This window comes from Methylobacterium sp. E-016, from assembly GCF_022829745.1.
Lineage (GTDB): Bacteria > Pseudomonadota > Alphaproteobacteria > Rhizobiales > Beijerinckiaceae > Methylobacterium.
In genome coordinates, this window is sequence record NZ_JAKSYF010000084.1 from 17,056 (window position 1) to 40,107 (window position 23,052).

Consider the following 23,052-nt stretch of genomic DNA (forward strand, 5'->3'; position numbering starts at 1 on the left):
CGCTTGGCGTTTTCATACGCACCCGTGAGTCGCCTTCGAGGCGGCTCTGTCGTCCCGGGCCGCAAGGCCGGCGGGAAGAGGAGGGCGCGTTCCTCACTATCTCGTTTGCGAGAGGACACGCGATATGTCGAAGCGGATTCAGGCCAAGCACAAGCTCGACCGCCGCATGGGCCAGAACATCTGGGGCCGCCCGAAGAGCCCCGTGAACCGCCGCGAGTACGGCCCCGGCCAACACGGCCAGCGCCGCAAGGGCAAGATGAGCGACTTCGGCACGCAGCTGCGCGCCAAGCAGAAGCTCAAGGGCTATTACGGCAACATCACCGAGAAGCTGTTCCGCCGCTACTACGCCGAGGCGATCCGCCTGCGCGGCGACTCGAGCGAGAACCTGATCGGCCTGCTCGAGCGCCGCCTCGATGCCGTGGTGTACCGCTCGAAGTTCGTGGCGACGCCGTTCGCCGCCCGCCAGTTCGTCAACCACGGCCACATCAAGATCAACGGGCGCCGGGTCAACATCCCGAGCTACCTCGTGAAGCCGGGCGACCTGATCGAGGTCAAGGAAGCCTCGCGCCAGCTCGAGATCGTGGTCGTCGCCTCGCAGCTCCCCGAGCGCGACGTGCCAGACTACATCGAGGTCGACCACCAGAAGATGACCGCCCGCGTCACCCGCGTGCCGGGCCTGACCGAGGTGCCGTACCCGGTGCAGATGGAACCGAACCTGGTGATCGAGTTCTACTCGCGCTGAGCCGATCGACGGATCACCGTCGTGCCGCTGGGAAGGGTCGTCCGAAAGGGCGGCCCTTTTCCATGTCCAGGGGGCGGACGTGTCGCGCGCGTTCACGCGTCCCTCCGTCGCCCGTCATAGCCGCCCGGCATTTCCGGAGCGCCGGTGGCGAGCCCGGAATTCGGAACCGCAGGTCGTGCTCCCACCTGCCGCTTCGGCGACTCTGGCTTTCGGGCTCCGCTGCGCGGACCCGGACCGACGGCGCGGGTCGGAAGTGCCGGGTCGGGGCAGGCCGGATCGCCTGTGCAGAACCGGCGACGGCCGAGCCGTTCGGTATCAGGCTTCGCGCTTGCCGACCGCGCCCGCCCGCCGGACCGCATCGAGCGTCACCACGTGCGGCCCGGCGGGACCGGCGACCGCGAGCCGGGTGCGGCCGCCTGCCAGCATCATGGACAGCGCATCGCGCAACGTCGCCGTGTCCGCGATCTCCGGCGCGTCGGCGGCCGTTCCGGGCTCGGCGGCTTCGGAGACGGTGAGCAGCGCGAGGCGCCGCAGCGCCCGGTCCTCGCCGACGAAGGAGGCGACGAACGGGTCGGCCGGCGCGGCCAGCAGCGCCTGCGGCGCATCGGCCTGGACGACGCGGCCAGCCCGCATCAGCACGACGCGGTCGCCCATCAGCATCGCCTCGTCGATGTCGTGGGTGACGATCAGCACGGTCTTGGACAGGCGCTTGAGGATCGCGCCGATCTCGGCTTGGAGCCGGCCGCGCGCCACCGGATCGACCGCGCCGAAGGGCTCGTCCATCAGGATCACCGGCGGGTCGGCGGCGAGCGCGCGGGCGACGCCGACGCGCTGGCGCTGTCCGCCGGAGAGCGCGTCCGGGCGGCGGTCGCGGTAGAGCGCCGGATCGAGCCCGACGAGGTCGAGCATCGCGTCGACGCGCGCCGCGATCCGCGTCTTCGGCCAGCCGAGCAGCTCGGGCACGGTCGCGACGTTCCGCGCGACGCTGCGGTGGGGGAAAAGGCCGATGCCCTGGAGCACGTAGCCGACGCCGCGCCGAAGCGCGATCGGGTCGACGGCCGCGACGTCGTGCCCGCCGAGCGTGATGCGGCCGGCATCCGGCTCGATCAGGCGGTTGACCAGGCGCAGGGTCGTCGACTTGCCGCAGCCGGACGGCCCGATCAGCACGCAGGTGGTGCCCTCGGGGATCGTCAGGTCAAGCCGGTCGACGGCGGGGCCGGGCGCCCCGGCGAAGTGCTTGGAGACGCCCTCGAACCGGATCACCGCCGGTGCGGCTCGCTCGGACCCGTGCCCTCAGCAGCCCTTGCAGATCGAGGACATCGAGTTGCGCGTGCGGGCGTCCCAGGCCTTGTCGCGGGCGGCCGAGGCCTTCTGCGCCTTGATCATCTCGGCCTCGTTCGCCGCCTTCATCGCGGAGGCCTTGCTCGCCTCGCTGGCGGGGGGCGCGCCGGACGGCCGCGGCACGGTCGCGCCGGTGGCGGCCTTCTCGGCGAGGGCGGGGGCGGTCGCGAGGGCGGGGATCAGCAGGAGGAAGGCGAGGCGGCGGATCATGGTCGTCTCCGGGGCGTCGCGCGTGCGGCCGGCCGCACGTCCTCGTGCGGATCCCGATCGGGCGCGTCGTCGATGCAACCCATCCTAACGTGCACCTGGTCAAAAACTATGGCACGCCGACATCGAGGCCGGCCGATCGCGCCGGAGCGGAGAGGGGAGCGTCGATTGCCCGCAGCGCGACAGGACGGCGGGGCACCGCGCAACCGTCGCGAGCAGGTCGCCGATGCGCTCGCGCGGCTCGCCCGGCGCCTGCCCGGGTTCGAGGCCGAGGCGATCGTCGATTCGGCGCTCGCCAGCCCGGGCCTGCGCGGGGCGGCGCCCGAGACGGCGGCCCGGCTTGCGCTCGTCGCCTATGCCCGCCACGTCTTCACCGATTACGACGACCTCCTCGCCGAGGGCTACGACCGCGACAGCGCCCGCCACTTCGTCCTCGACGAGCTCAACGCCGTGCTGGCCGGCTGGGGCGCGGCGCCGATCCCGGAGGCCGATCCGGCCGACGACGCCGACGCGCCCTGAGGCGGTCCCGGTCGTTGCCGGGGGGCGTCCGGTGCGGATACACGGGGCGGGCGGGTTCGCGCGGAAACGGAAGCGTCGATCGTCACCATGAACGTGCTGGGCATCGAGACCACCTGCGACGAGACCGCCGCCGCGATCGTCGCGCCGGGGGAGGACGGCCGCGGCGTCATCCTGTCGAACGAGGTGCTGAGCCAGATCGCCGAGCACGCGGCCTATGGCGGCGTGGTGCCGGAGATCGCCGCCCGCGCCCATGTCGAGGTGCTCGACCGGCTGATCGCGCGGGCGCTCGACCGCGCCGGCTTGGCCCTCAAGGACGTGGACGGCATCGCGGTGGCGGCCGGCCCCGGCCTGATCGGCGGGGTGCTGATCGGCCTCGTCACCGCCAAGACCCTGGCGCTCGTGACGCGCAAGCCCCTGCTCGCGGTCAACCATCTGGAGGCGCACGCGCTGACCGCGCGGCTGACCGACGGCCTGGCCTTTCCCTACCTCCTGCTGCTGGCGTCCGGCGGCCACACCCAGCTCGTGGCGGTGAAGGGCGTCGGCGACTACGTGCGCCTCGGCAGCACCATCGACGACGCCATCGGCGAAGCCTTCGACAAGGTCGCCAAGCTCCTGGGTCTGGCCTATCCCGGCGGCCCCGAGGTCGAGCGCATGGCGGAAGCCGGCGATCCGGAGCGGTTCACCCTGCCGCGGCCGATGCTCGGGCGTCGCGACGCCAACTTCTCGCTGTCCGGCTTGAAGACCGCGCTGCGGATCGAGGCGGAGCGCACCGCGCCGCTCGCCGAGCGCGACGTCGCCGACCTCTGCGCCGGCTTCCAGGCCGCGGTGGTCGACGTGGTGGTCGACCGCGTCCGCGTGGCGCTGCGCACCTTCTCCACCGTCGCCGGCCACCCGACCGCGCTCGTCGCCGCCGGCGGAGTCTCGGCCAACGGCGCGATCCGGCGGGCGCTGGCCGCGCTCGCGGGCGAGGCGGGCCTCGCCTTCGTCGCCCCGCCGCTGGCGCTCTGCGGCGACAACGGCGCGATGATCGCCTGGGCCGGCATCGAGCGGCTGCGCCTCGGGCTGACCGACGACATCACCGCGCCGGCCCGCGCCCGCTGGCCCTTCGCCGACGCCCCCCGCCCCGAGGCCAGCGCCGAATGAGCGGCGCCGCCCGCCACATCCTCTCGCGCGGCAATCTCCGCGATCTCCGCGTGACGGAGCCCGAGCCGGAGGCGGCTCCAGCCCCCGTCGGCGAGCCGCAGGCGCGGTGGCGCGAGCTGGTCGACCGCCTCCTGCCGCAGGCCGCGCCGGACCATCCCGACTGGCCCGTCGTGAACGACCACTGCTTCGCCCGCATCCTGCTCGACAACGCCTGCAACGGGCCGTGGCGCGAGAGCGTGGCGGCGCCGGCCTGGGCCAACATGCCGCCCGACCGGCTCGCGGTCGCGATCGACCTCGGCAACGCCGTGCTCGCCGGCCGCGCCGACCTCGCCCTGCTCAACCGCCGCTCCCTGATATGGCGCGGCAAGCGCCGGCTGCCCAAGGCCCCCGACACCCTGGAGACCGGTTCGCTGCGCCTGCGCCGTTGGCGCCGATCGGACGACGAGCCGTTCGCGCGCCTGAACGCCGACCCCGCCGTGATGCGCCATTTCCCGAAGCTGAAATCGCCCGCCGAGAGCCTGACCGAGGCGCGGGCGCTCGACCGCCGCTTCGAGGCCGACGGCTTCGGGCCGTGGGCGGTCGAGGAGCCGGGCGGCCCGTTCCTCGGTTTCGTCGGGGCGATGCGGCTGATGCGGTCGATGCCGTTTTCCGGGGGCGAGCGCCCGGGCAGCCTGATCGAGATCGGCTGGCGCCTGAGCCCCGAGGCCTGGGGGCGCGGCATCGCCACGCGCGCCGCGCGCTTGGCGCTCGCCGACCTGTTCGGCCGCTGCGGGCTGCCGAGCGTGGTGGCGTTCACGGCGCTGGCCAACGCGCCGTCGCGACGGGTGATGGAGCGGCTCGGCATGGTGCGCGAGGCCGATTTCGACCATCCGGCGCTGACCGCCGGCCACCCGCTGCAGCGGCACGTGCTCTATCGGCTCGCGGCGGCGGATTGTTCCGGAGACCCCGCATGAGCAGCGAGAACGCGCGACCCGTCGCGGTCGTCGGCGGCGGCGCATGGGGCACGGCCCTGGCGAACGCCGCCGCCGCGGCCGGGCGCCCGGTCACCCTGTGGCTGCGCGACGCCCGATCCGCCGCCACCCTCGAATCCGAGCGCGAGAACCCGCGCTACCTGCCGGGCGTGAAGCTGCATCCGCGCATCCGGGCGACGGCCGAGGCCGACGACCTCGCCGCCGCCGAGGCGGTGCTGCTGGTCACGCCGGCGCAGACTTCCCGCGCGGTGCTCGGGCAGCTCGCGCCCGCCTTCGCGCCGGGCACGCCGGTGGTCCTGTGCTCGAAGGGCATCGAGCGGACGACCGGCGCCTTCATGAGCGCGGTGGCGGCCGAGGTGCTGCCGGCGGGTACGCCCGTGGCGGTGCTGTCCGGCCCGAGCTTCGCGGTGGACGTCGCGCGCAACCTGCCGACGGCGGTCACTTTGGCGGCCGCGGATGCGGACCTCGCGGCGCGCCTCGCGCGCCTGCTGTCCGGCCCGGCCTTGCGGCTCTACCACACCGACGACGTCCGCGGCGTCGAGATCGGCGGCGCCGGCAAGAACGTGCTCGCGATCGCATCGGGCATCGTCGCCGGGCGCGGCCTCGGCGAGAGCGCGCGCGCCGCCCTGATCGCCCGCGCCTTCGCCGAGCTGATGCGGTTCGCGCGAAGCTTCGGCGGCCGGCCCGAGACGCTGATGGGCCTGTCGGGGCTCGGCGACCTGGTGCTCACCGCATCCTCCGCGCAATCGCGCAATTTCGCCTTCGGCCTCGCCCTGGGGGCGGGCGCCACGCCGGAAGCCGCCGCCGGCGGCAAGCTCGCCGAGGGCGCCTTCACCGCCACCGCCCTGGTCGGGCTCGCCCGCGGGCAGGGGATCGAGATGCCGATCGCGGAAGCCGTCGCGGCGATCGTGGCCGGGCGGGCGAGCGTCGAGGACGTGGTCGCCGCGCTGCTCGCCCGCCCGCTGAAGGCGGAATCCGAATGACTTCGATCCAGGCCTTCCTCGCGGGCGGCGGCACCGACGGCGCCGGCCGCACGCTGGCCACCGTGCTCGCCTTCGACGACGACCGCATTGAGGCGGTCCACGACTTCATCCAGTGGTGCTTCCCCCTCGAGCAGGCGAGCCGCGCGGTGCCCGGTGCGCCGGTGCTGACGCCGGCGGAGGCGGACTCGATCCGTCGCGATCCGGCCGCCCGCGAGGGCCTGAGCGCGGCGCTCGCGCGGATGCGTCGGTTCTACGCCGACACCGATCGCTGGCTCGCGCCCCACGACCACAACCACCTGCGCATCACCCGCATCCTCACGGCGATCCGCGACCTGCTCGGCGAGGCGGAGGCGCAAGACTTCTACGCGTTCGCGACCGCGCGGAACGCAGGGGCCGGATCGCCGATCAACCCGGCGAGCCTCGCCTTCTGGGCCGCGGCGGTCGGCCGGTCCTGATCTTCGAGCAAGCGACGAGACGCATGCCCCACTGGCTCTACAAGTCCGAGCCCGCGACCTGGTCGTGGGCGCAGCAGGTCGCCGCCGGGGAAACCGGTACGCACTGGAACGGGGTGCGCAACCACCTCGCCAAGAAGCAGCTCATGGCGATGCAGGTCGGCGACCTCGGGTTCTTCTACCACTCGAACGAGGGCAAGGCCGTCGTCGGGATCGTGCGGGTGATCAAGCCGTACTACCCGGATCACACCGACGCGAGCGGCCGGTTCGGCATGGTCGACCTCGCCGCCGTCGAGACGCTGCCGAATCCCGTCACCCTCGACGCGATCAGGGCCGAGACGGCGCTCAAGGACATGGTTCTCGTCAACAACTCGCGCCTCTCGGTGCAGCCGGTGACGGAGGCCGAGTGGGCGCTGATCCGGGCGATGGGCGGGCTCGGCTGATCGCCTGATAGGGCATCGTGCGGGATCGCATCCGCCTCGCGCGAGCCGGACCTCATCGCGCCTGGGGATGCGTCAGGCGGCCCTGGCGGCGGGCTTGGCACGGACCGACGCCGCGGGCTTCTCCGGCTCCGGTCCGACGGCGACGGCGGCGAGCGTGTCCATCACCCGGCTCGCCGGCAGCGTGACGATCACCTCGGTGCCCTCGCGCGGCTTCGACTTCAGCGTGAAGTTTCCGCCATGCAGGTCGACGAGGCCCTTCACGATCGGCAGGCCGAGGCCGGAGCCCTGCTCCGCGGTCTTGATCGCCAGCGAGCCGCGGCCGAACGAGGACATGACGGTGCCGAGCTCATCCTCCGGGATGCCGGGGCCGCTGTCCTTGACCGCGACGTACTGGCCGCCGGAGCTGGTCCAGCCGACCTTGATCGTGATCTCGCCGCCCGGCGGCGTGAACTTCACCGCGTTCGAGAGCAGGTTCAGCACCACCTGCCGCAACGCCCGCTCGTCGGCCCAGAGCCGCGGCAGGGTCTCGTCGACGAAGTCCAGGAAGGTCTGGTTCTTGCCGCGCGCCTTGAGCCCCATCATGTGGCGGCATTCCTCGACGATGTGGGCGAGCTTCACCGCCTCCTCGTTGAGCTCGTAGCGGCCGGCCTCGATCCGCGAGAGGTCCAGGATCTCGTTGATGAGGTTCAGGAGGTGCATCCCGCTGTCGTGGATGTCGTTGGAATACTCGCCGTAGCTCGGCGCGGTGTGCGGGCCGAACACCTCGTTCTTCATCACCTCCGAGAAGCCGAGGATCGCGTTGAGCGGCGTGCGCAGCTCGTGGCTCATGGTGGCGAGGAAGCGCGACTTGGCGAGGTTCGCCTCCTCCGCCCGGCGCCGGGCCTCGTCGGAATTGGCCTTGGCCTCCTCCAGCTCGCCGAACACCGCGTCCTTCTCCGCCCGCGACTGCAGCGCGCCGATGGTTGAGGTGTAGATGCGGCGGGCAAGGCCGAGGAAGAAGATCTGCGAGCCGATCGCCATCGCGACCAGCATCACCGCGTCCATTTGGCGAGTGAAGGCGAGCAGGCACAGGGTCGCCAGGGCCAGCGGCACCAGGGCGGCGACGGCGGCGGCGGGAACGGTGGCGGCCACCATCGTCGCGACCGCCGCCGCGATCACCAGGCCGAACATCGCGAAGTGCCAGCCGCCGACCGCGCCGAGCCCGATCAACGCCGACCAGCTCAGGCTCTGCAGCACCTCGCCGAAGGCGAAGCGGCGGCGCCAGCGCGCGAGCGACACCGTGTCCGGCTCGGCGCGCAGGAAGCTCCGGCTCATCGACGCGTTGAGGGTGATCATCAGGAAGGCGCACAGCGCCCAGAGCGACGCGACCAGCGGCTCGACCCAGAAGCAGGCGGCGCCGGCCAGCGCCATCGCGAACAGCCCGAGCGGGATGCCCGCGCCGGCGCGATACTGCGCGTAGAGGCGCAGCAGCTCGTAGTCGAACGCCCGTTCGAGGCCCGTCTTCGAGGTCAGCTTCTCGCGGACCGAGCGCATGTCGCGCGCGACGCCACGGCGGCGCACGGCCTCCTCCGACGAAGGACCGCGGCCGCGCTGCACCATCTCGACCGTCAGTTCGGACATCGGCCTCTTCGAAGGCTGGACGTAGGGGGCGCCGGTGCGGGGTGCCCGACCGCAACATGCGGCGGATCGACGATGCGCGGGATGTGTTAAGAACGGCCTGCCGCGAGGGCGAGGATTGTCGCCATCGCGCGAAGCGTGCACTGACGTTCCGGACCGTTCGCGGTTCGTGCGCGGTTCGTGCGCGGACGCACATCTTGTGGATGCGTCCGAGGATTAGCCATCGACGGCATAAGTTCTGCGCGCGGGAGATCTCGGATGTTGAACCTCACCGTGAACGGCGTCCGGCACACCGTCGACGCCGATCCCGAGATGCCGCTGCTCTGGGCGCTGCGCGACCACCTCGACAAGACCGGAACCAAGTACGGCTGCGGCATCGCGCAGTGCGGCGCCTGCACGGTCCATCTCGACGGCCAGCCGGTCCGCTCCTGCCAGACGAGGATCGGCGACGTCGGCGAGGCCAAGATCACGACGATCGAGGGCATCTCGGGCCGCGTCGCGGAGGCCGTGCAGGGCGCCTGGCGCAAGCTCGACGTCGTCCAGTGCGGCTACTGCCAGTCCGGCCAGATCATGTCCGCGATCGGCCTTCTCACCGACAACCCGAAACCGTCCGAGGCCGACATCGACGGCGCGATGGACGGCAACATCTGCCGGTGCGGCACCTATCAGCGCATCCGCGCGGCGATCCACGAGGCCGCCCGCACCCTCGCCTGATCCGGCTCGTCCGCGCGTCCCTTCGCGCGGATCGCACGGCCCGTCGCTCGCCCCCTTCGAACGCCCTTCGCCCGTTCCCGAACTGACCGGAGCCACGCCATGCTGAAGATCCGTCAGACGGACCCGCGCTCTCCCCGCGCGACCCGCCGCAGCTTCCTCGCCGGCGGCGCCGCCGCGACGGGCGCGATCGTCATCGGCTTCCGCCTCGATCTGAAGAACACCGCCCGCGCCGCCGCCGGTCCCGACCTGTCGGGTGTGAAGGCCGATCCGAACGCCTTCGTGCGGATCGGCGCCGACGACACCGTGACGGTGATCATCAAGCACCTCGACATGGGGCAGGGCAACACCACCGGCCTCGCCACCATCCTCGCCGACGAGCTCGATGCGGACTGGTCGCGGGTGCGCACCGAGTTCGCGCCGGCCGACGCCGCCCGCTACAACAACCTGCTGATGGGCCCGATCCAGGGAACCGGCGGCTCGACGGCGATCGCCAATTCCTGGTTCCAGCTGCGCAAGGCCGGCGCCGCCGCCCGCGAGATGCTGGTCGCGGCCGCCGCCTACCAGTGGAAGGTCCCGGCGGCCGAGATCACCGTCGCGAACGGCGTCGTCCGGCACGCGGCCTCGAGCCGGCAGGCCCGGTTCGGCGAGCTGGCGGCCTCCGCCGCGACGCTTCCGGTGCCGCAGGAGCCGCGCCTGAAGGACCCGAGCCAGTGGACGCTGATCGGCCAGCGTACGCCGCGCCTGGATTCCGCGGCCAAGACCGACGGCAGCGCCGTCTACGCCCTCGACATCCGTCGGCCCGGCCAGGTCACCGCCGTCGTTGCCCGCCCGCCGCGCTTCGGCGGCACGGTGAAGAGCTTCGACGACGCCGCGACCCGCAAAGTCGCGGGCGTCGTCGACGTCGTCGCGATTCCCTCCGGCGTCGCGGTCGTCGCCAAGGACACCTGGTCGGCGATGAAGGGCCGGGAGGCGCTGAAGGTGGTGTGGGACGACGGCGCGGCCGAGACGCACTCCTCCGACGCGATCCTCGCCGGCTACCGCGAGCAGGCCAAGCGCCCCGGCCTCGTCGCCTCCGAGCGCGGCGACGCGGAGGCCGGCATCAAGGGCGCAGCCAAGGTCCTGGAGGCGGAGTTCACCTTCCCCTACCTCGCGCACGCCGCGATGGAGCCGCTGAACGCGACGATCGAGCAGGCGCCGGACGGCGGCTACGACGTCTATGCCGGCCTGCAGTTCCAGACGATCGAGCAGGCCACGGTCGCCGCGGTGATGGGCACCACCACCGACAAGGTCCGCCTGCACACGCAATGGGCCGGCGGCTCGTTCGGCCGGCGCGCGACGCCGACCGCCGACTACATCGCCGAGGCCGCGACCATCCTCAAGGCGACCCGGGCCAAGGCGCCGGTCCACCTCGTCTGGACCCGCGAGGACGACATGTCCGGCGGCTACTACCGCCCCACGGTCTACCACAAGGTCCGCGCCGGGCTCGACGCCAAGGGCGGGATCGTCGGATGGCAGCACGTGATGATCGGCAAGTCGATCATGATCGGCTCGCCGTTCGAGGCGATGATCGTCAAGAACGGCATCGATTCGACCACCGTCGAGGGCGCCTCCGACACCGCCTACGCGCTCCCGGCCTACCGCTTCGAGGTCCACAACGCCCGCGAGGGCGTGCCGGTCCTGTGGTGGCGCTCGGTCGGGCACAGCCACACCGCGCAGGCGATGGAGGTGTTCATCGACGAGCTGGCGCATGCCGCCGACGTCGACCCGCTCGCCTACCGGCTCTCGCTTCTGACCGGAGCCCCGCGCCTCTCGGGCGTCCTCAAGCTCGCCGCCGAGAAGGCGGACTGGGACGCCGGCAGCAAGGCCAACGGCAAGGGCCGCGGCCTCGGCATCGCCGCCCACGAATCGTTCGGCTCCTACGTGGCGATGGTCGCCGACATCACGGCGGAGGACGCCAAGGTGAAGGTCAACCGCATCGTCGCGGCGGTCGACGTCGGCGTGGCGGTGAACCCGGACGTGATCCGCGCCCAGGTCGAGGGCGCGGTCGGCTTCGCGCTGTCGTCGGTGCTGCGCAACCGCATCACCCTCAAGGACGGCGTGGTGCAGGAGAAGAACTTCGACACCTACGAGCCGACGCGCATGAGCGAGATGCCCGTGGTCGAGGTCCACATCATGCCGTCCTCGGCGGCACCGACCGGCATCGGCGAGCCGGGCGTGCCGGTGCTCGCGCCGTCGATCTCCAATGCGATCTTCGCCGCGACCGGGCAGCGCCTGCGCTCGCTGCCGCTCGACCTGGCCGGCTTGAAGGGCGTGTGAGGTTCGACACGCCGCGGATGCGGGGCAGGGCGTAGCGTCGGCCCGCTTCCCAGAGCTTCGAACCCAACTGCAACCACGGCGCGGGCCTCGTCCCGCGCCGTTTCTTTTGGTCGCGTCGGTCCGGGCTCGCCGAAGCGCGACGCGGTGCCCATGTCGCATCCAGCATGGACACCGCCTTCGACCGCACCGCCGCGCGCCTGCGCGCCTGCCGGATCTGCCGCGACGCCCCGCTCTACGGGCCGCCGCTGCCGCAGGAACCGCGCCCGATCGTCCAGGGGACCGCCACGGCGCGGCTGTGCATCGCCAGCCAGGCGCCCGGAACGCGGGCGGACCGCACCGGCATCCCGTTCATGGACCCGTCGGGGGTGCGCCTCCGGTCCTGGCTCGGTCTCGACGAGTCCGCCTTCTACGACGCGAGCCGGGTGTCGATCGTGCCGATGGGCTCGTGCTTCCCGGGGCTCGATGCCAAGGGCGGCGACAAGCCGCCGCGGCGCGAATGCGCCGAGCGCTGGCGCGACGAGCTCTTCGCCGGCCTGCCGCATCTCGAGCTCGTCCTGGTGATCGGCCAGTACGCGCAGGCGTGGCACCTCGGCAAGATGCCGGACGGGCTCACCGGCACGGTGCGGCGCTGGCGCCAGATCCTCGCCGAGCCGCGTGCCCCGCGTGTGCTGCCGCTGCCCCATCCGTCCTGGCGCAACAACGGCTGGCTCAAGCGGGAGCCCTGGTTCGAGGCCGAGCTACTGCCGGTGCTGAAGGCCGAGGTGGCCCGCGTCATGGCGGGCGGGGTCACGGCGAACGGAGTCATGGCTTCCGGTGTCATGGCTGCCCCCGCGGGGGCGCGATTGACACCGCACCCGGCCGCGTGATCGGGAACTGCGATGCGAGATCAGCCCAACCCGAGCCCGACCGACCCGCGCGACCGCCTCATCGTCGCCCTCGACCTCGACGACCCGGCGGCGGCCCGCGCGCTGATCGACCGGATCGGGGACGCGGCGACGTTCTACAAGATCGGCTACCGCCTGGCCTATGCCGGCGGGCTGTCGCTGGTGCCGGAACTCGCCGCGCGCGGGCTCAAGGTCTTCCTCGACCTCAAGCTGCACGACATCGGCAACACGGTGGAGGAGGGGGTGCGTGCGCTCTCCGGCCTCGGCGCGACCTTCCTGACGGTGCATGCCTACCCGCAGACCATGCGCGCGGCGGTGCGCGGGCGCGGCGCGTCCGACCTGAAGATCCTCGCGGTGACGGTGCTCACCTCCTACGACGAGGGCGACGCGCGCGAATCCGGCTACGCGCTGCCGATCTCCGACCTCGTCGCGCACCGCGCCTTCCAGGCGGCCGAGGCCGGCATCGACGGCATCGTCTGCAGCGCCTTCGAGGCGGAGGCCGTCCGCACCGTCGTCGGCCCGGGCAGCCTGATCGTGACGCCGGGCATCCGCCCGGCCGGCAGCGCCGCCGGCGACCAGAAGCGGGTGATGACCCCGGGCCAGGCGCGCGCGGCGGGCATCGACCACGTCGTCGTCGGCCGCCCGATCACCGCTGCCGCAGATCCGCGCGCCGTGGCACAAGCGATCCTCGCCGAGATGGCAGCACAGGAGTGACGAGAATGACGCGCGGCTACTGGATCGTCCGGGTCGATGTGCGGGACGCGGAGGCCTACAAGGACTACGCCGCCTCGAACGGCGCCGCCTTCGCCGAGTTCGGCGGCCGCTTCCTCGTGCGCGGCGGACGCTTCGAGGCGGTGACCGGGACGGCGCGTGCCCGCAACGTGGTGATCGAGTTCGCGAGCTACGACGACGCGCTCGCCTGCTGGAAGTCGGACAGCTACCAGGCCGCGCGCGCCAAGCAGAAGAACGGCGCCGATGCCGACATCCTGATCATCGAGGGCTACGACGGCGAGCAGCCGAACGTCGGCATCGCGCCGGAGCCGGCCAACCCCGCATCGGAGTGACCGACCCGTCTTAGCGGCCGGCCGGTCGCAGGCTTCGCAGCAGGAACGCGATCATCACGTCGAGGTCCGGCACGGGGGCGTCGGGATACTGGCTGACCAGCAGCGGATGGCTGTAGCGCGCGATCGCCGTGTGCAGGCAGCGCGCCGTGCCGGCCGGATCGTCCGTCTCGAACTCGCCGCGCGCGACGCCGTCGACGACGATCCGCTCGAACACCGCCCCGATCCGGTCGACGTGATGGCGGCAGACCTCCCAGCTCTCGCTCATCGCCGCCTCGATCATCTCGTGCATGCGCGGGAAGGCGCGGCAGCGCTCGGAGGTGTCGCGGTACAAGGCCCCGATCACCGCCGTCAGGCGGTCCGCGGCGCGCGAGCCCGGGGCGTCGGCGATCGTCGAGATCAGCGCCTCGACCTCGCCGACCAGGCGCTCGACCACCGCCTCGTTGATCGCCTTCTTCGAGTCGAAGAACCGGTAGACGTTGGCCGGGCTCATCTTCAGCGTCTTGGCGATGTCGGCGACGGTGGTCTTCTGGTAGCCGATCTCGCGGAACGAGCGCTCGGCCGTCGCCAGGATCCGGCAGCGCGTCGTCGGCGCGCTCTCGTCGCTCTGGATGCGTTCTAGGTCGACGGCGATGGTCATGGACCGAGCGTATGCCGCAATCCGGCAAAGCGTCAAAATGTCGGACCGCGCACCTGTGAGGAACCGGGCCGCGACGCCCGAATTGGCCCGCTGAAACGGCCCGATGGCGGGGCCGGACCACCTCCAGCAGCGAAGCCGGCACCGATGAAGCTCGAAGGCAAGAAGGCCCTGATCACCGGTGCGGATTCCGGGATCGGCCGGGCCACCGCACTCCTGTTCGCGCAGCGCGGCGCGGACGTCGCGATCACCTACAACACCGACGCGGACGGCATCGCCGAGACCGCGCGCCTGGTCGAGGAGACGGGGCGCCGGGCGCTGGTGATCCAGAACGACGTCGGCGACCCGGCCTCCGTCACCGCCACCTTCGACCGCATCGCCAGCGACCTCGGGCCGATCGACATCCTGGTGGCCAATGCCGGGCAGGCGATGAGCGGGATGGCGGTGGCGGACATGGAGGATGCGCGGCTGGAGCAGATCCTGCGCGTGAACCTGATGGGGCCGCTGTTCTGCGCCCGCGCCTTCATCAAGATGCGCCGGGTGCAGGGCGGCCGCGGCAAGATCGTGATGGTCTCGTCGGTCGCGCAGCACCTGCCGACGCCGGAAAGCGCGCCCTACGGCATGTCGAAGGCGGGCGTCGGATCGCTTTGCCGAAGCCTGTCGCGCGAGCTCGCCGAGGACAAGATCAACGTCAACAACGTCGCGCCCGGCCTGATCGAGACGCCGATGACCGCCGACCGCTTCGAGGACCCGAAGGTGCTCGACAAGTCGCTCGAGCGGATCCCGTGGCATCGCGCCGGGCAGCCCGACGACATCGCCAAGGCGATCCTCTACCTCAGCAGCGACGATGCCGACTACGTCACCGGGCACACCCTCGTCGTCGACGGCGGCCTGACGATGCAGTGGGGCGGCGCCTGAACCGCGACCGGCCGTTTCGACCGCGTCCCTCGCATGATCCCGGCAGCGTTAACAGGATGGTAGCGGACTTCAGTCACATCTGAGGGTATGCTGTTCCAGTTCAGAACCAGAGCCCCAGCGCGCACCATCGACGCCTCCACGCCAGTGGAGGCGATCGAGCAGCCCAAGCCCGTGGCGCCCGTGGCGGCCGTCGCGGCGCGTCTCGACGGCGACGTCGTGAACGCCATCGAGGAAGACGTCCGCTCCGCGATCGAAGGGGTGAGCCGCTCGATCGAGACCGCGCAGAGCGACGTCGCCGAGATGAAGGGCGGCCTCTCTGCGATCCGGGCGCAGATGGACGACCTCGTCCAGGTCTCGCGGAACGCGGCCGCCGCGACCGCGAGCCTCGCCGGCCAGACCGGAAGCCTGTCGACCCTCGCGAGCCAGACCGCCGCGGCCATGTCGCAGGCCGGCGGTCATCTCGACCATGCCGGCGATCGCGGCTCCGAGGCGCGCGCCCTGATCGCGACGCTGGCCCAGGCCGGCAACGAGATCGCCGGCATCGTCGACACGATCGCCGCGGTGGCGCGGCAGACGAACCTGCTCGCGCTGAACGCCACGATCGAAGCCGCCCGCGCCGGCGAGGCCGGGCGCGGCTTCGCGGTCGTCGCCGCCGAGGTCAAGGCGCTCTCGGTCGAGACGGCGCGGGCGGCCGAGGAGGTGCGGACCCGCGTCCTGCGCCTCCGGGAAGGCGCCGCCGCCTCCGGCGCCGCGATCGAGGCCGCGGCCGGGGCCATCGAATCGGTCCGCCCGTCCTTCGCCAGCGTCCGGGAGATCGCCGACATCCAAGCCCGCACGGTCACGAGCATCGTCGACGAGGCGACCCGCACCTCGGACCTCGTCGCGCATCTCGACGCGGATGCGGGCTCGGCCAGCGCCGCCGCGTTCGACCTCGACCGCCAGGCGGAGCGCATGCAGTCGGCCACCGCGTCCGCGGCCGAGCAGGCCGGCCGCCTGGGCCAGCGCTTCGTCACCGTGGTCCGCCAGAGCGAGCTCGGCAACCGGCGCCGGTTCGATCGTTACCCGGCCGACCTCCAGGTCCGCCTGCCGGATGGGCGCAGCACCCGCACGGTTGATCTGAGCGAGGGCGGCGTCCTGCTGCGCGCGCCGGAGGGGGAATCCATCGCGGTCGGGGCCGGCATCGCCATCGCGATCGACACCGTCGGCGTGGTCCAGGCACAGGTGGTGGCGACGAGCGCGATGGGGGTGCACTGCGCGTTCCAGGCGAACGACGGCGCGTTCCGCGACAAGCTGCTGGCAAAGATCGCGTCGATCCACGCGGAGCACGCGCCGCTGATCGTCAAGGTCCAGGCCCTGGCGGCGCAGGCCGCGTCGATCCTCGAAGGAGAGCTGGCCGCGGGGCGCGTGTCGGAGGCGGCCCTGTTCGACACCGACTACCGGCCGATCGCCGGCTCAAACCCGGCGCAGTTCATGACGCGCTCGGTCGAGCCGATCGTGCGGTTGCTCGGACCGATCCTCGAGGCGGAACTCGGGCGCGACGAGCGGATGATGTTCTGCATCCTGACCGACCGCAACGGCTTCCTGCCGTTCCACAACCGGGTCTACTCGCAGCCGCAGCGGAGCGACGACCCGATGTGGAACCACGTCAACGCGCGGAACCTGCGCATCTTCGACGACCGGACCGGCATCACGGCGGCGCGTTCAATGCGGCCGGTGACGCTTCAGGTCTACCGACGCGAACTCGGCACCCAGATCATCATGGTGACCGAAGTCGACGCACCGCTGAAGATCAAAGGGCGCCACTGGGGCGGCTGCCGGACCGCCTATCGCTTGTGACCGACGCGGGCCAGAGGGCCCGCATCACCCTGATCGATCGAACGCCGAAAAAGCAGACGGCTTACGAACCGAACTGCGAGCCGAGCTGCTCGAGGTATTCAGCGAGGTCGACGCCGCCGACGCGCTTGCCGTAGTCGAAGCGCATGCCCTGGCGGATGTCGACCGCCGCGCTCTTGGTCGTCAGCGTGAACGGACGGACGCAGACCCAGGCGCCGTCGCGGCGGTGTTCGAAGTATCCGAGGATTTCGTGCTTGCCCATGTCTCGGTCCCGTATGGATTTTCGGGATAACGAGCACGGCCCCACTTCGTTCGACGCGCGCGGAGATTTATCCGCATCTTACCGTCAAGCTTTGGTCTTTGCAGGGCAGCACGTGTTTGCTGCGAGGCAACATGGCGACGCATGACGAACCTTGTTCCGACGCGCATGAGCTGGGCGCTTCGTCGATCGCCGCCTCCCGCGCGTCCCTGGTGCCGAGATGCCGCGCAGCGACACCGCAGACGGCCGCGTGATCCCAAGATCATGCTGCTTACGAGGTCCACTCGGCGCGATCACTTCAGCACGCGGTGATGGGTAAGAGCGAGGCCGGTCGCATCGCCGGCCGCTCGCTGCGTTCAGCCGCCCGGCTTGGCGGCGTTGACGAGGTCCGGGGGCGTGATCTCGGGCAGCGCGATCGCCTGCGACGCGTCCGGCCGCGTCCGGCGTCGCATCGGCGCAAGGGCCTGCGGCTGGCCGGTCTCGAGCGCGCGCTCGATCGCGGCAAGGATGCGGACGTCGGCCAGCCCCTCCTCGCCGTCCGGCTCCGGCACGCGTCTGTTCAGTATGCAATCCGAGAAGTACCGCGTCTCGGCCCCGAACTGGTCGACGCTCGGATAGGACAGGGCTTCGGTCTCGCCGCCACGGGTCAGCTCGCCCGCGAGCGACTGGCCGAAGGTGAAGCCCGGCGCCATCAGGAGGTCGCCCTCGGTCCCGGCGATGCGGTAGGCGTCGACCGAGTCGGTCTCGTAGGAGACGGTGAACTGCGCGAGGCGGTCGCCGGGGAAACGGAGCGTGACCGCGACGGTGCCGTGGAAGGCGTAGGGGCTTCCCGGCCGGCGGGCACCGTGGGCGTGGACCTCGACCGGCTCGTCGGCGAACAGGTTGCGCACGGCGTTGATCGGATAGGTACCCATGTCCGGCACCGGCCCGGCCCAGTAGCCCTGGTGCGCGCGGTGGTTCTCGGTCGCGACGTGCTGGCCGAAGGTCGCGGTGAAGACCAGCGGCTCGCCGATCGCGCCGGTCCGCACCCGCTCGATCGCGTCGAGGGAGCCGGGCTCGAAGTGCAGGCGGTAGGCCAGCATCAGCCGGGCGTTGCCGCGCTCGGCCGCGGCGATGATCGCCTCGCACTCGGCGACGCTCGTCGCCATCGGCTTCTCGAGCAGCACATGGATGCCGGCCTCCAGCGCGGGCACGGCGTAGTCGCGGTGCATCGCGTTCGGCAGCGCGAGGTAGACCGCATCGAACAGGCCGGAGGCCAGCGCCTCGGCGTAGCGGTCGTAGGAGAAGGTGGTCAGGCGATAGCGTTCGCCGAGCGAAGCGGCCTTCTCCGGATCGCCGGTGACCAGCGCCGTGATCGTGGAATTGCCGGTCTGCGCCACCGCCGGCATGAAGGCGGCCTGCGAGATCCAGCCGCCGCCGACCACCGCGTAGCGGATCGCCTTCGCATCACTCATGGTCGCCCCCGGGTTACGCCGATGCAGGCGCAACGCGAGGTGCGAGCCGAGGTTTCCGAACGCTCGCGGCGCGGAGGCGGTTTCGCGTCAGGCGGCGGGCTTCAGCGCGCCGATGTTGTCGTGGAAGTCGGGCCCGTTGGTGGTCTTCGCCACGTGGCCGGCGCGGACGAGGTAGTCGCCGAAGCGCTCGCCCGGATTGCGGCCGCGCGCGTAGTCGGCGAAGAGCGGGTCGAGGGTGTCGCGGATCTCGTCGGCCTTCACGTCCTCGCGGTAGAGCTTGCCCAGGCGCGAGCCGTCGAAGGCGGCGCCGAGGTAGAGGTGGTAGCGCTCGGGGCCGCGGCCGACGAGGCCGATCTCGGCGATGAACGGGCGGGCGCAGCCGTTCGGGCAGCCGGTCGAGCGGATCGTGATCTCGTCGTCCTGCAGGCCGTGGCGGGCGAGGCTCGCCTCGAGCTCGGTCATCAGGTCGGGTAGGTAGCGCTCGCTCTCGGCCAGGGCGAGGCCGCAGGTCGGCAGCGCGACGCAGGCGATCGAGTTGCGCCGCAGGGCGCCGGCGCCCTTGGTCAGGCCGTATTCGTCGACCAGCGCCTCGATCGCCGCCCGCTTCTCGGAGGGCACGTTGGCGATGATCACGTTCTGGTTGCCGGTGAGGCGGAAGTCGCCCTCGTGCTCGGTGGCGATCCGGCGCAGGCCGCTCAGGAACTTGGGGCCGTCCTCGTAATCCTTGATCCGGCCCGACGGCACGTACAGCGTCAGGTGATGGCGGCCGTCGTCGCCTTCGGTCCAACCGTAGCGGTCGCCGTTGCCGGTGAAGGTGAACGGCTTCGGGTCGGCGAAGGCCTTGCCGACGCGCTTCTCGACCTCGGCGCGAAACGCCTTCAGGCCGTAGCGCTCGATCGTGTACTTGAGCCGGGCGTTCTTGCGGTTGGTGCGGTTGCCCCAGTCGCGCTGCACCGTCATCACCGCTTCGGCGACCTTCACCGCCTCGTCCGGCTTGCAGAACAGCATCAGGTCGGCGGTGCGCGGGAAGGTGTCCGGCTCGCCGTGGGTCATGCCCATGCCGCCGCCGACGGTGACGTTCCAGCCGGTGAGCTTGTTGGCCTTGTCGAGGATCGCGATGAAGCCGAGGTCGTGCGCGAAGACGTCGACCTCGTTCGAGGGCGGCACCGCGACGACGATCTTGAACTTCCGCGGCAGGTAGGTCTTGCCGTAGACCGGCTCGAACTCCTCCTCGCCGCCGACGACCTTCTCGCCGTCGAGCCAGATCTCGCGCCAGGCGTTGGTCCGCGGCAGCAGCGAATCGGAGATGTCCTTGGCCAGCTCGTAGGCCGCGGCGTGCGCGTGGGTCTGGGCCGGGTTGGTCGCGGCCATGACGTTGCGGTTGACGTCGCCGCAGGCGGCGATGGTGTCGAGCAGCGCGGCGTCGATCGCCGCCATGGTGCGCTTGAGGTTCGACTTGATCACGCCGTGATACTGGAAGGTCTGGCGCGTCGTCGCGCGGATCGCGTCGCCGGCATAGGTCGTGGCGATGTCGTCCAGCGCCAGCCACTGCTTCGGGCTGATGACGCCGCCGGCGATGCGCAGGCGGATCATGAAGGCGTAGGCTTTGTCGAGCTTCTTCTTGGTCCGCTCCGGGCGCAGGTCGCGATCGTCCTGCAGGTACATCCCGTGGAACTTCACGAGCTGGCCGTCATCGTCGGAGATCGCGCCGGTGGCGTGCTTGAGCAGCCCGTCGGCCAAGCCGCCGCGGAGATAGCCGCTCGCGATCTTCAGGTGCTCGTTGTGCGCGAGCCCCGCAGCCCGCGCGGCCTCCGCCTCGTCGATCGGGCGGCCGGTCGGCGGGGTCTCGTAGACGCGCTCGGAAGCAGGCTTGTGGTCGTCCATGGCGGTGATCCGTCTCGATTCATTTCGACTGCCGACGCATCTCCCTCCCCCCTTTGCGGGGGAGGGTGGCCCCTGCGTCAGCAGGGGTCGGGAGAGGGGAGCGCCGTATCCGGCATCGTCGCTCCCCTCTCCCGACCCGCTTCGCGGGCCACCCTCTCCCGCAGGGGGGAGAGGGAAGAGGTGGCGTCAGTACACGTCCTGCTGGTAACGCCCGGCGCGCTCAAGGGCCGACACCGCCGCTGCGGCATCGTCGGCACTCAGGCCCTTCACCGCCGCGTAGGCGTTCTCGACCGCGACGCGGACGTCCTTGGCCATCGCCTTGGCGTCGCCGCAGACATAGAGGTGCGCGCCGCCCTCCAGCCACTCCACCAGCTCCTCGCGATGCTGGTCGATGCGGTGCTGCACGTAGAGCTTCTCCGGCTGGTCGCGCGAGAACGCCACGTCGATCTTGGTGAGCGAGCGGTCCTCCAGCGCCTCCTGCCATTCGAGCTGGTACAGGAAGTCGTGGGTGAAGTGCCGGTCGCCGAAGAACAGCCATGAGCGGCCGGTGGCCTCGACCGCGCGGCGCTCCTGCACGAAGGCGCGGAACGGGGCGACGCCGGTGCCGGGCCCGACCATGATGATGTCGGTCGCCGGGTCGGCGGGCAGGCGGAAGTGGCGGTTCGGCTTCAGGCGGACCCGGAGCTTGGCGCCGTCCGACATCCGGTCGGCGACGTGGGTCGAGGCGACTCCGGTCCGCGCCCGGCCGTGGGTCTCGTAGCGCACGGCGGCGATCACGAGGTGGACCTCGTCGCCGACTTCCTTGCGCGAGGACGCGATCGAGTAGGCGCGCGGCGGCAGCGGACGGGCGATGCCGCCGAGATGCTCGGCGGTCAGGGCCGCCGGGTAGGTCTCGATCAGGTCGATGAGGTGGCGGCCCTCGATCCAGGCGCGGACCTCGCCGCTCTCGATCAGCCGCTTGGCCTCGTCGTGCCCGGTCGCCTTCACGAAGCGCTCGACCGTGGCGGCCGAGAGGGTGGTGATGTCGCGCTCGGCGAGCAGCGAGCGGCGCAGGGCCTCGTCGCCGGTCAGGCCGGTCGCCTTCAGGATCTCCTCGACCAGGGCCGGGTCGTTCTCCGGGTAGATCTCGAGCGAGTCGCCGGGCTCGTAGGCGGGCGCGCCGTCCTCGAAGGCCAGCGCGAGGTGGATCGTCTCCTTGTCCGAGCGCGACGAGTTGAGGTTCACGTGCTCGACCACCTCGACCACGACTGGCTCTCGGCTCGGCTCGGCATCCTCGTCCTCGGCAGCCGTGGCGCGGGCGAAGTCGACCGCCACGACGTTGTCGGCGGCGACCGGGGCCGGCGCCAGCGCCTTCAGCGTGTCCTTGATCCAGGCGGCGGCCGGCCTCTCGTAGTCGAGGTCGAGGTCGGCGCGCTCGGCCGCCCGCTTGCCGCCCAGCGTCTCGAAACGGGCATCGAGCGCCTTACCGATGGCGCAGAACTCGGCGTAGGAGGTGTCGCCGAGCGCGAGCACCGCGAACTCGACGCCGTCGAGGCGCGGGGCGCCGTCGCTCATCAGGGCGTTGTAGGTGTGGGTCGCGCGGGCGGGCGGCTCGCCTTCGCCCCAGGTCGCGGCGATGGCGACGAGCTTGCCGGCCTTCGGCAGCACGGCGAGGTCGAGGTCGGCGAAGTCGATGACCTTCGGCTTGAAGCCCTGCTTGCGCGCGAGCTTGGCGACGGTGCCGGCCAGGGCCTCGCAGTTGCCGGATTCGCTCGCGTAGATGATCGTCAGCGGCTCGGCGGCCTTCGGCGGAGCGGCCGGTGCCGCCGCAGGCTGCCCGCCGGCCGCGTCGATCCCGGCGAGGAAGCCGGCGAGCCAGGCGCGCTGGATCGCGGTGGCGCTGCCGAGCACGGCGTCGAGGCTGGCCCGCTCGCTGTCGCCGAACGGCGCGGTGCGGGGAAGAAGGCTTTGGCGTGACATCGGAAGACCATGTCGTGGGGCGGAAGGCCCCTGTCAACGGGAAAACGTCCGTTTTACAGAACGCTTGATTTGGAGAAGGAGTCGATCGTCGTTGCGGCGCAAAAAAGAACTTTATTCTCCGACCGCCACGAGGGTCGGCGGCAATCCCTGGATCTGGCGGCCGTTCGTCGGTGGCGCGGGCAGCGGCAGGGCCGTCGTCGACTTCACCTTCTCCATCGCGAAGCGCGAGGTGACGTTCTTCAACGGCAGCGTCGCGATCAGGCGCTTATAGAACGTGTCGTAGGCGCTCATGTCGGCCACGACGACGCGGAGCATGTAATCGACGTCGCCGGCCATGCGGTAGAATTCCAGCACCTCGGGCATCGCCGAGACGGTGCCGGCGAATCGCTCCAGCCACTCGCGCGAATGGTCGGCGGTCTCGATCGAGACGAACACGGTGAGCCCGAGGCCGAGCTTGACCGGGTCGAGCACGGCGACGCGGCGGTCGATCACCCCGTCGGCCTCGAGGCGCTGGATGCGCTTCCAGCATGGTGTCTGCGACAGGCCGACCCGCTCGCCGATCGCGGCGATCGACAGGGTCGCGTCCGTCTGCAGCAGTGCCAGGATCTTCAGATCGATCGAATCCACGGCCAACCTCGCATCTCGACGTCGCTTCGCCATGCGGCCCATGCAGGGCGCCCATGAGAAGGAACTTCCATTTTCGCGCAACCGATCC

23 protein-coding genes are annotated in these 23,052 nt (G+C 71.4%); 14 read left to right on the top strand and 9 right to left on the bottom strand.

Annotation, left to right across the window (positions count from 1 at the left end; translation table 11 throughout):
• Positions 1-124 precede the first annotated feature (124 nt).
• Positions 125-742, top strand: a complete 618-nt coding sequence (gene rpsD, locus MKK68_RS10925) for a 30S ribosomal protein S4 (RefSeq protein WP_244030266.1) — start codon at positions 125-127, stop codon at positions 740-742.
• Positions 743-1,057: 315 nt separating this feature from the next.
• On the opposite strand, the gene MKK68_RS10930 is transcribed toward rpsD, so the two are convergent.
• Positions 1,058-2,005 carry an ABC transporter ATP-binding protein gene (locus tag MKK68_RS10930; RefSeq protein WP_244030268.1) on the bottom strand — a complete coding sequence of 316 codons (948 nt, stop codon included), beginning with the start codon at positions 2,003-2,005 and terminating at the stop codon, positions 1,058-1,060.
• Between the two features lie 30 nt (positions 2,006-2,035).
• Entirely contained in the window at positions 2,036-2,293 is a 258-nt protein-coding gene (locus MKK68_RS10935) for a hypothetical protein (RefSeq protein WP_243934406.1), read from the bottom strand.
• Positions 2,294-2,458: 165 nt separating this feature from the next.
• Between MKK68_RS10935 and MKK68_RS10940 the strand changes: the two genes are divergently transcribed.
• The 6 genes from MKK68_RS10940 (at position 2,459) to MKK68_RS10965 (ending at position 6,801) form a co-directional block, all read left to right on the top strand.
• Positions 2,459-2,809 (top strand): DUF2293 domain-containing protein, encoded by a 351-nt coding sequence (locus tag MKK68_RS10940; protein WP_243934404.1) that lies wholly within the window; start codon positions 2,459-2,461, stop codon positions 2,807-2,809.
• 87 nt (positions 2,810-2,896) lie between these two features.
• On the top strand, positions 2,897-3,952 hold the full coding sequence (gene tsaD, locus MKK68_RS10945; RefSeq protein ID WP_244030270.1) for a tRNA (adenosine(37)-N6)-threonylcarbamoyltransferase complex transferase subunit TsaD: 1,056 nt from the start codon (positions 2,897-2,899) through the stop codon (positions 3,950-3,952).
• Positions 3,949-4,905 carry a GNAT family N-acetyltransferase gene (locus tag MKK68_RS10950; protein WP_147729688.1) on the top strand — a complete coding sequence of 319 codons (957 nt, stop codon included), beginning with the start codon at positions 3,949-3,951 and terminating at the stop codon, positions 4,903-4,905. The genes tsaD and MKK68_RS10950 overlap by 4 nt, the downstream gene beginning before the upstream one ends.
• Complete coding sequence (locus MKK68_RS10955; RefSeq protein ID WP_244030271.1) at positions 4,902-5,906, top strand: NAD(P)H-dependent glycerol-3-phosphate dehydrogenase; 1,005 nt, start codon at positions 4,902-4,904, stop codon at positions 5,904-5,906. Before MKK68_RS10950 ends, MKK68_RS10955 begins: the two co-directional genes overlap by 4 nt.
• Positions 5,903-6,361 (top strand): opioid growth factor receptor-related protein, encoded by a 459-nt coding sequence (locus MKK68_RS10960; protein ID WP_147726024.1) that lies wholly within the window; start codon positions 5,903-5,905, stop codon positions 6,359-6,361. The genes MKK68_RS10955 and MKK68_RS10960 overlap by 4 nt, the downstream gene beginning before the upstream one ends.
• Positions 6,362-6,384: 23 nt before the next feature.
• Complete coding sequence (locus tag MKK68_RS10965; protein WP_147726025.1) at positions 6,385-6,801, top strand: EVE domain-containing protein; 417 nt, start codon at positions 6,385-6,387, stop codon at positions 6,799-6,801.
• Positions 6,802-6,873: 72 nt separating this feature from the next.
• Here MKK68_RS10965 and MKK68_RS10970 read toward each other — a convergent pair whose 3' ends face one another.
• Positions 6,874-8,421, bottom strand: coding sequence for a sensor histidine kinase (locus MKK68_RS10970; protein ID WP_147726026.1), 1,548 nt, complete (start codon positions 8,419-8,421; stop codon positions 6,874-6,876).
• 255 nt (positions 8,422-8,676) lie between these two features.
• Between MKK68_RS10970 and MKK68_RS10975 the strand changes: the two genes are divergently transcribed.
• From MKK68_RS10975 to MKK68_RS10995, 5 genes are all read left to right on the top strand, one after another.
• Positions 8,677-9,132, top strand: coding sequence for a (2Fe-2S)-binding protein (locus tag MKK68_RS10975; RefSeq protein ID WP_147726027.1), 456 nt, complete (start codon positions 8,677-8,679; stop codon positions 9,130-9,132).
• A gap of 99 nt (positions 9,133-9,231) precedes the next feature.
• Complete coding sequence (locus MKK68_RS10980; RefSeq protein ID WP_147726028.1) at positions 9,232-11,448, top strand: xanthine dehydrogenase family protein molybdopterin-binding subunit; 2,217 nt, start codon at positions 9,232-9,234, stop codon at positions 11,446-11,448.
• 164 nt (positions 11,449-11,612) lie between these two features.
• Entirely contained in the window at positions 11,613-12,314 is a 702-nt protein-coding gene (locus tag MKK68_RS10985) for a uracil-DNA glycosylase family protein (protein WP_147726029.1), read from the top strand.
• A 12-nt stretch (positions 12,315-12,326) separates the two neighbouring features.
• Positions 12,327-13,046, top strand: coding sequence for an orotidine-5'-phosphate decarboxylase (gene pyrF, locus MKK68_RS10990; protein WP_147726030.1), 720 nt, complete (start codon positions 12,327-12,329; stop codon positions 13,044-13,046).
• 5 nt (positions 13,047-13,051) lie between these two features.
• The gene (locus tag MKK68_RS10995; RefSeq protein WP_147726031.1) at positions 13,052-13,396 is read left to right on the top strand and encodes a DUF1330 domain-containing protein; all 345 of its coding nucleotides are present in this window, start codon (positions 13,052-13,054) and stop codon (positions 13,394-13,396) included.
• 10 nt (positions 13,397-13,406) lie between these two features.
• Here MKK68_RS10995 and MKK68_RS11000 read toward each other — a convergent pair whose 3' ends face one another.
• Positions 13,407-14,033 carry a TetR/AcrR family transcriptional regulator gene (locus tag MKK68_RS11000; protein ID WP_147726032.1) on the bottom strand — a complete coding sequence of 209 codons (627 nt, stop codon included), beginning with the start codon at positions 14,031-14,033 and terminating at the stop codon, positions 13,407-13,409.
• 144 nt (positions 14,034-14,177) lie between these two features.
• On the opposite strand from MKK68_RS11000, the gene MKK68_RS11005 reads away from it, so the two are divergent.
• Together MKK68_RS11005 and MKK68_RS11010 are read left to right on the top strand one after the other, a co-directional pair.
• Entirely contained in the window at positions 14,178-14,948 is a 771-nt protein-coding gene (locus tag MKK68_RS11005; protein WP_244030272.1) for an SDR family NAD(P)-dependent oxidoreductase, read from the top strand.
• 87 nt (positions 14,949-15,035) lie between these two features.
• Complete coding sequence (locus MKK68_RS11010; RefSeq protein ID WP_244030274.1) at positions 15,036-16,784, top strand: methyl-accepting chemotaxis protein; 1,749 nt, start codon at positions 15,036-15,038, stop codon at positions 16,782-16,784.
• Between the two features lie 61 nt (positions 16,785-16,845).
• Here the strand turns inward: MKK68_RS11010 and MKK68_RS11015 are convergent, their stop codons facing one another.
• From MKK68_RS11015 to MKK68_RS11035, 5 genes are all read right to left on the bottom strand, one after another.
• On the bottom strand, positions 16,846-17,043 hold the full coding sequence (locus tag MKK68_RS11015; RefSeq protein WP_147726035.1) for a hypothetical protein: 198 nt from the start codon (positions 17,041-17,043) through the stop codon (positions 16,846-16,848).
• A 353-nt stretch (positions 17,044-17,396) separates the two neighbouring features.
• Positions 17,397-18,494, bottom strand: coding sequence for a Gfo/Idh/MocA family protein (locus MKK68_RS11020; protein WP_147726036.1), 1,098 nt, complete (start codon positions 18,492-18,494; stop codon positions 17,397-17,399).
• Between the two features lie 87 nt (positions 18,495-18,581).
• Positions 18,582-20,378, bottom strand: a complete 1,797-nt coding sequence (locus tag MKK68_RS11025; protein ID WP_147726037.1) for an NADPH-dependent assimilatory sulfite reductase hemoprotein subunit — start codon at positions 20,376-20,378, stop codon at positions 18,582-18,584.
• 186 nt (positions 20,379-20,564) lie between these two features.
• Positions 20,565-22,337 (bottom strand): sulfite reductase flavoprotein subunit alpha, encoded by a 1,773-nt coding sequence (locus MKK68_RS11030; RefSeq protein ID WP_244030276.1) that lies wholly within the window; start codon positions 22,335-22,337, stop codon positions 20,565-20,567.
• Between the two features lie 111 nt (positions 22,338-22,448).
• Complete coding sequence (locus tag MKK68_RS11035) at positions 22,449-22,964, bottom strand: Lrp/AsnC family transcriptional regulator (protein ID WP_147725948.1); 516 nt, start codon at positions 22,962-22,964, stop codon at positions 22,449-22,451.
• Positions 22,965-23,052 lie beyond the last annotated feature (88 nt).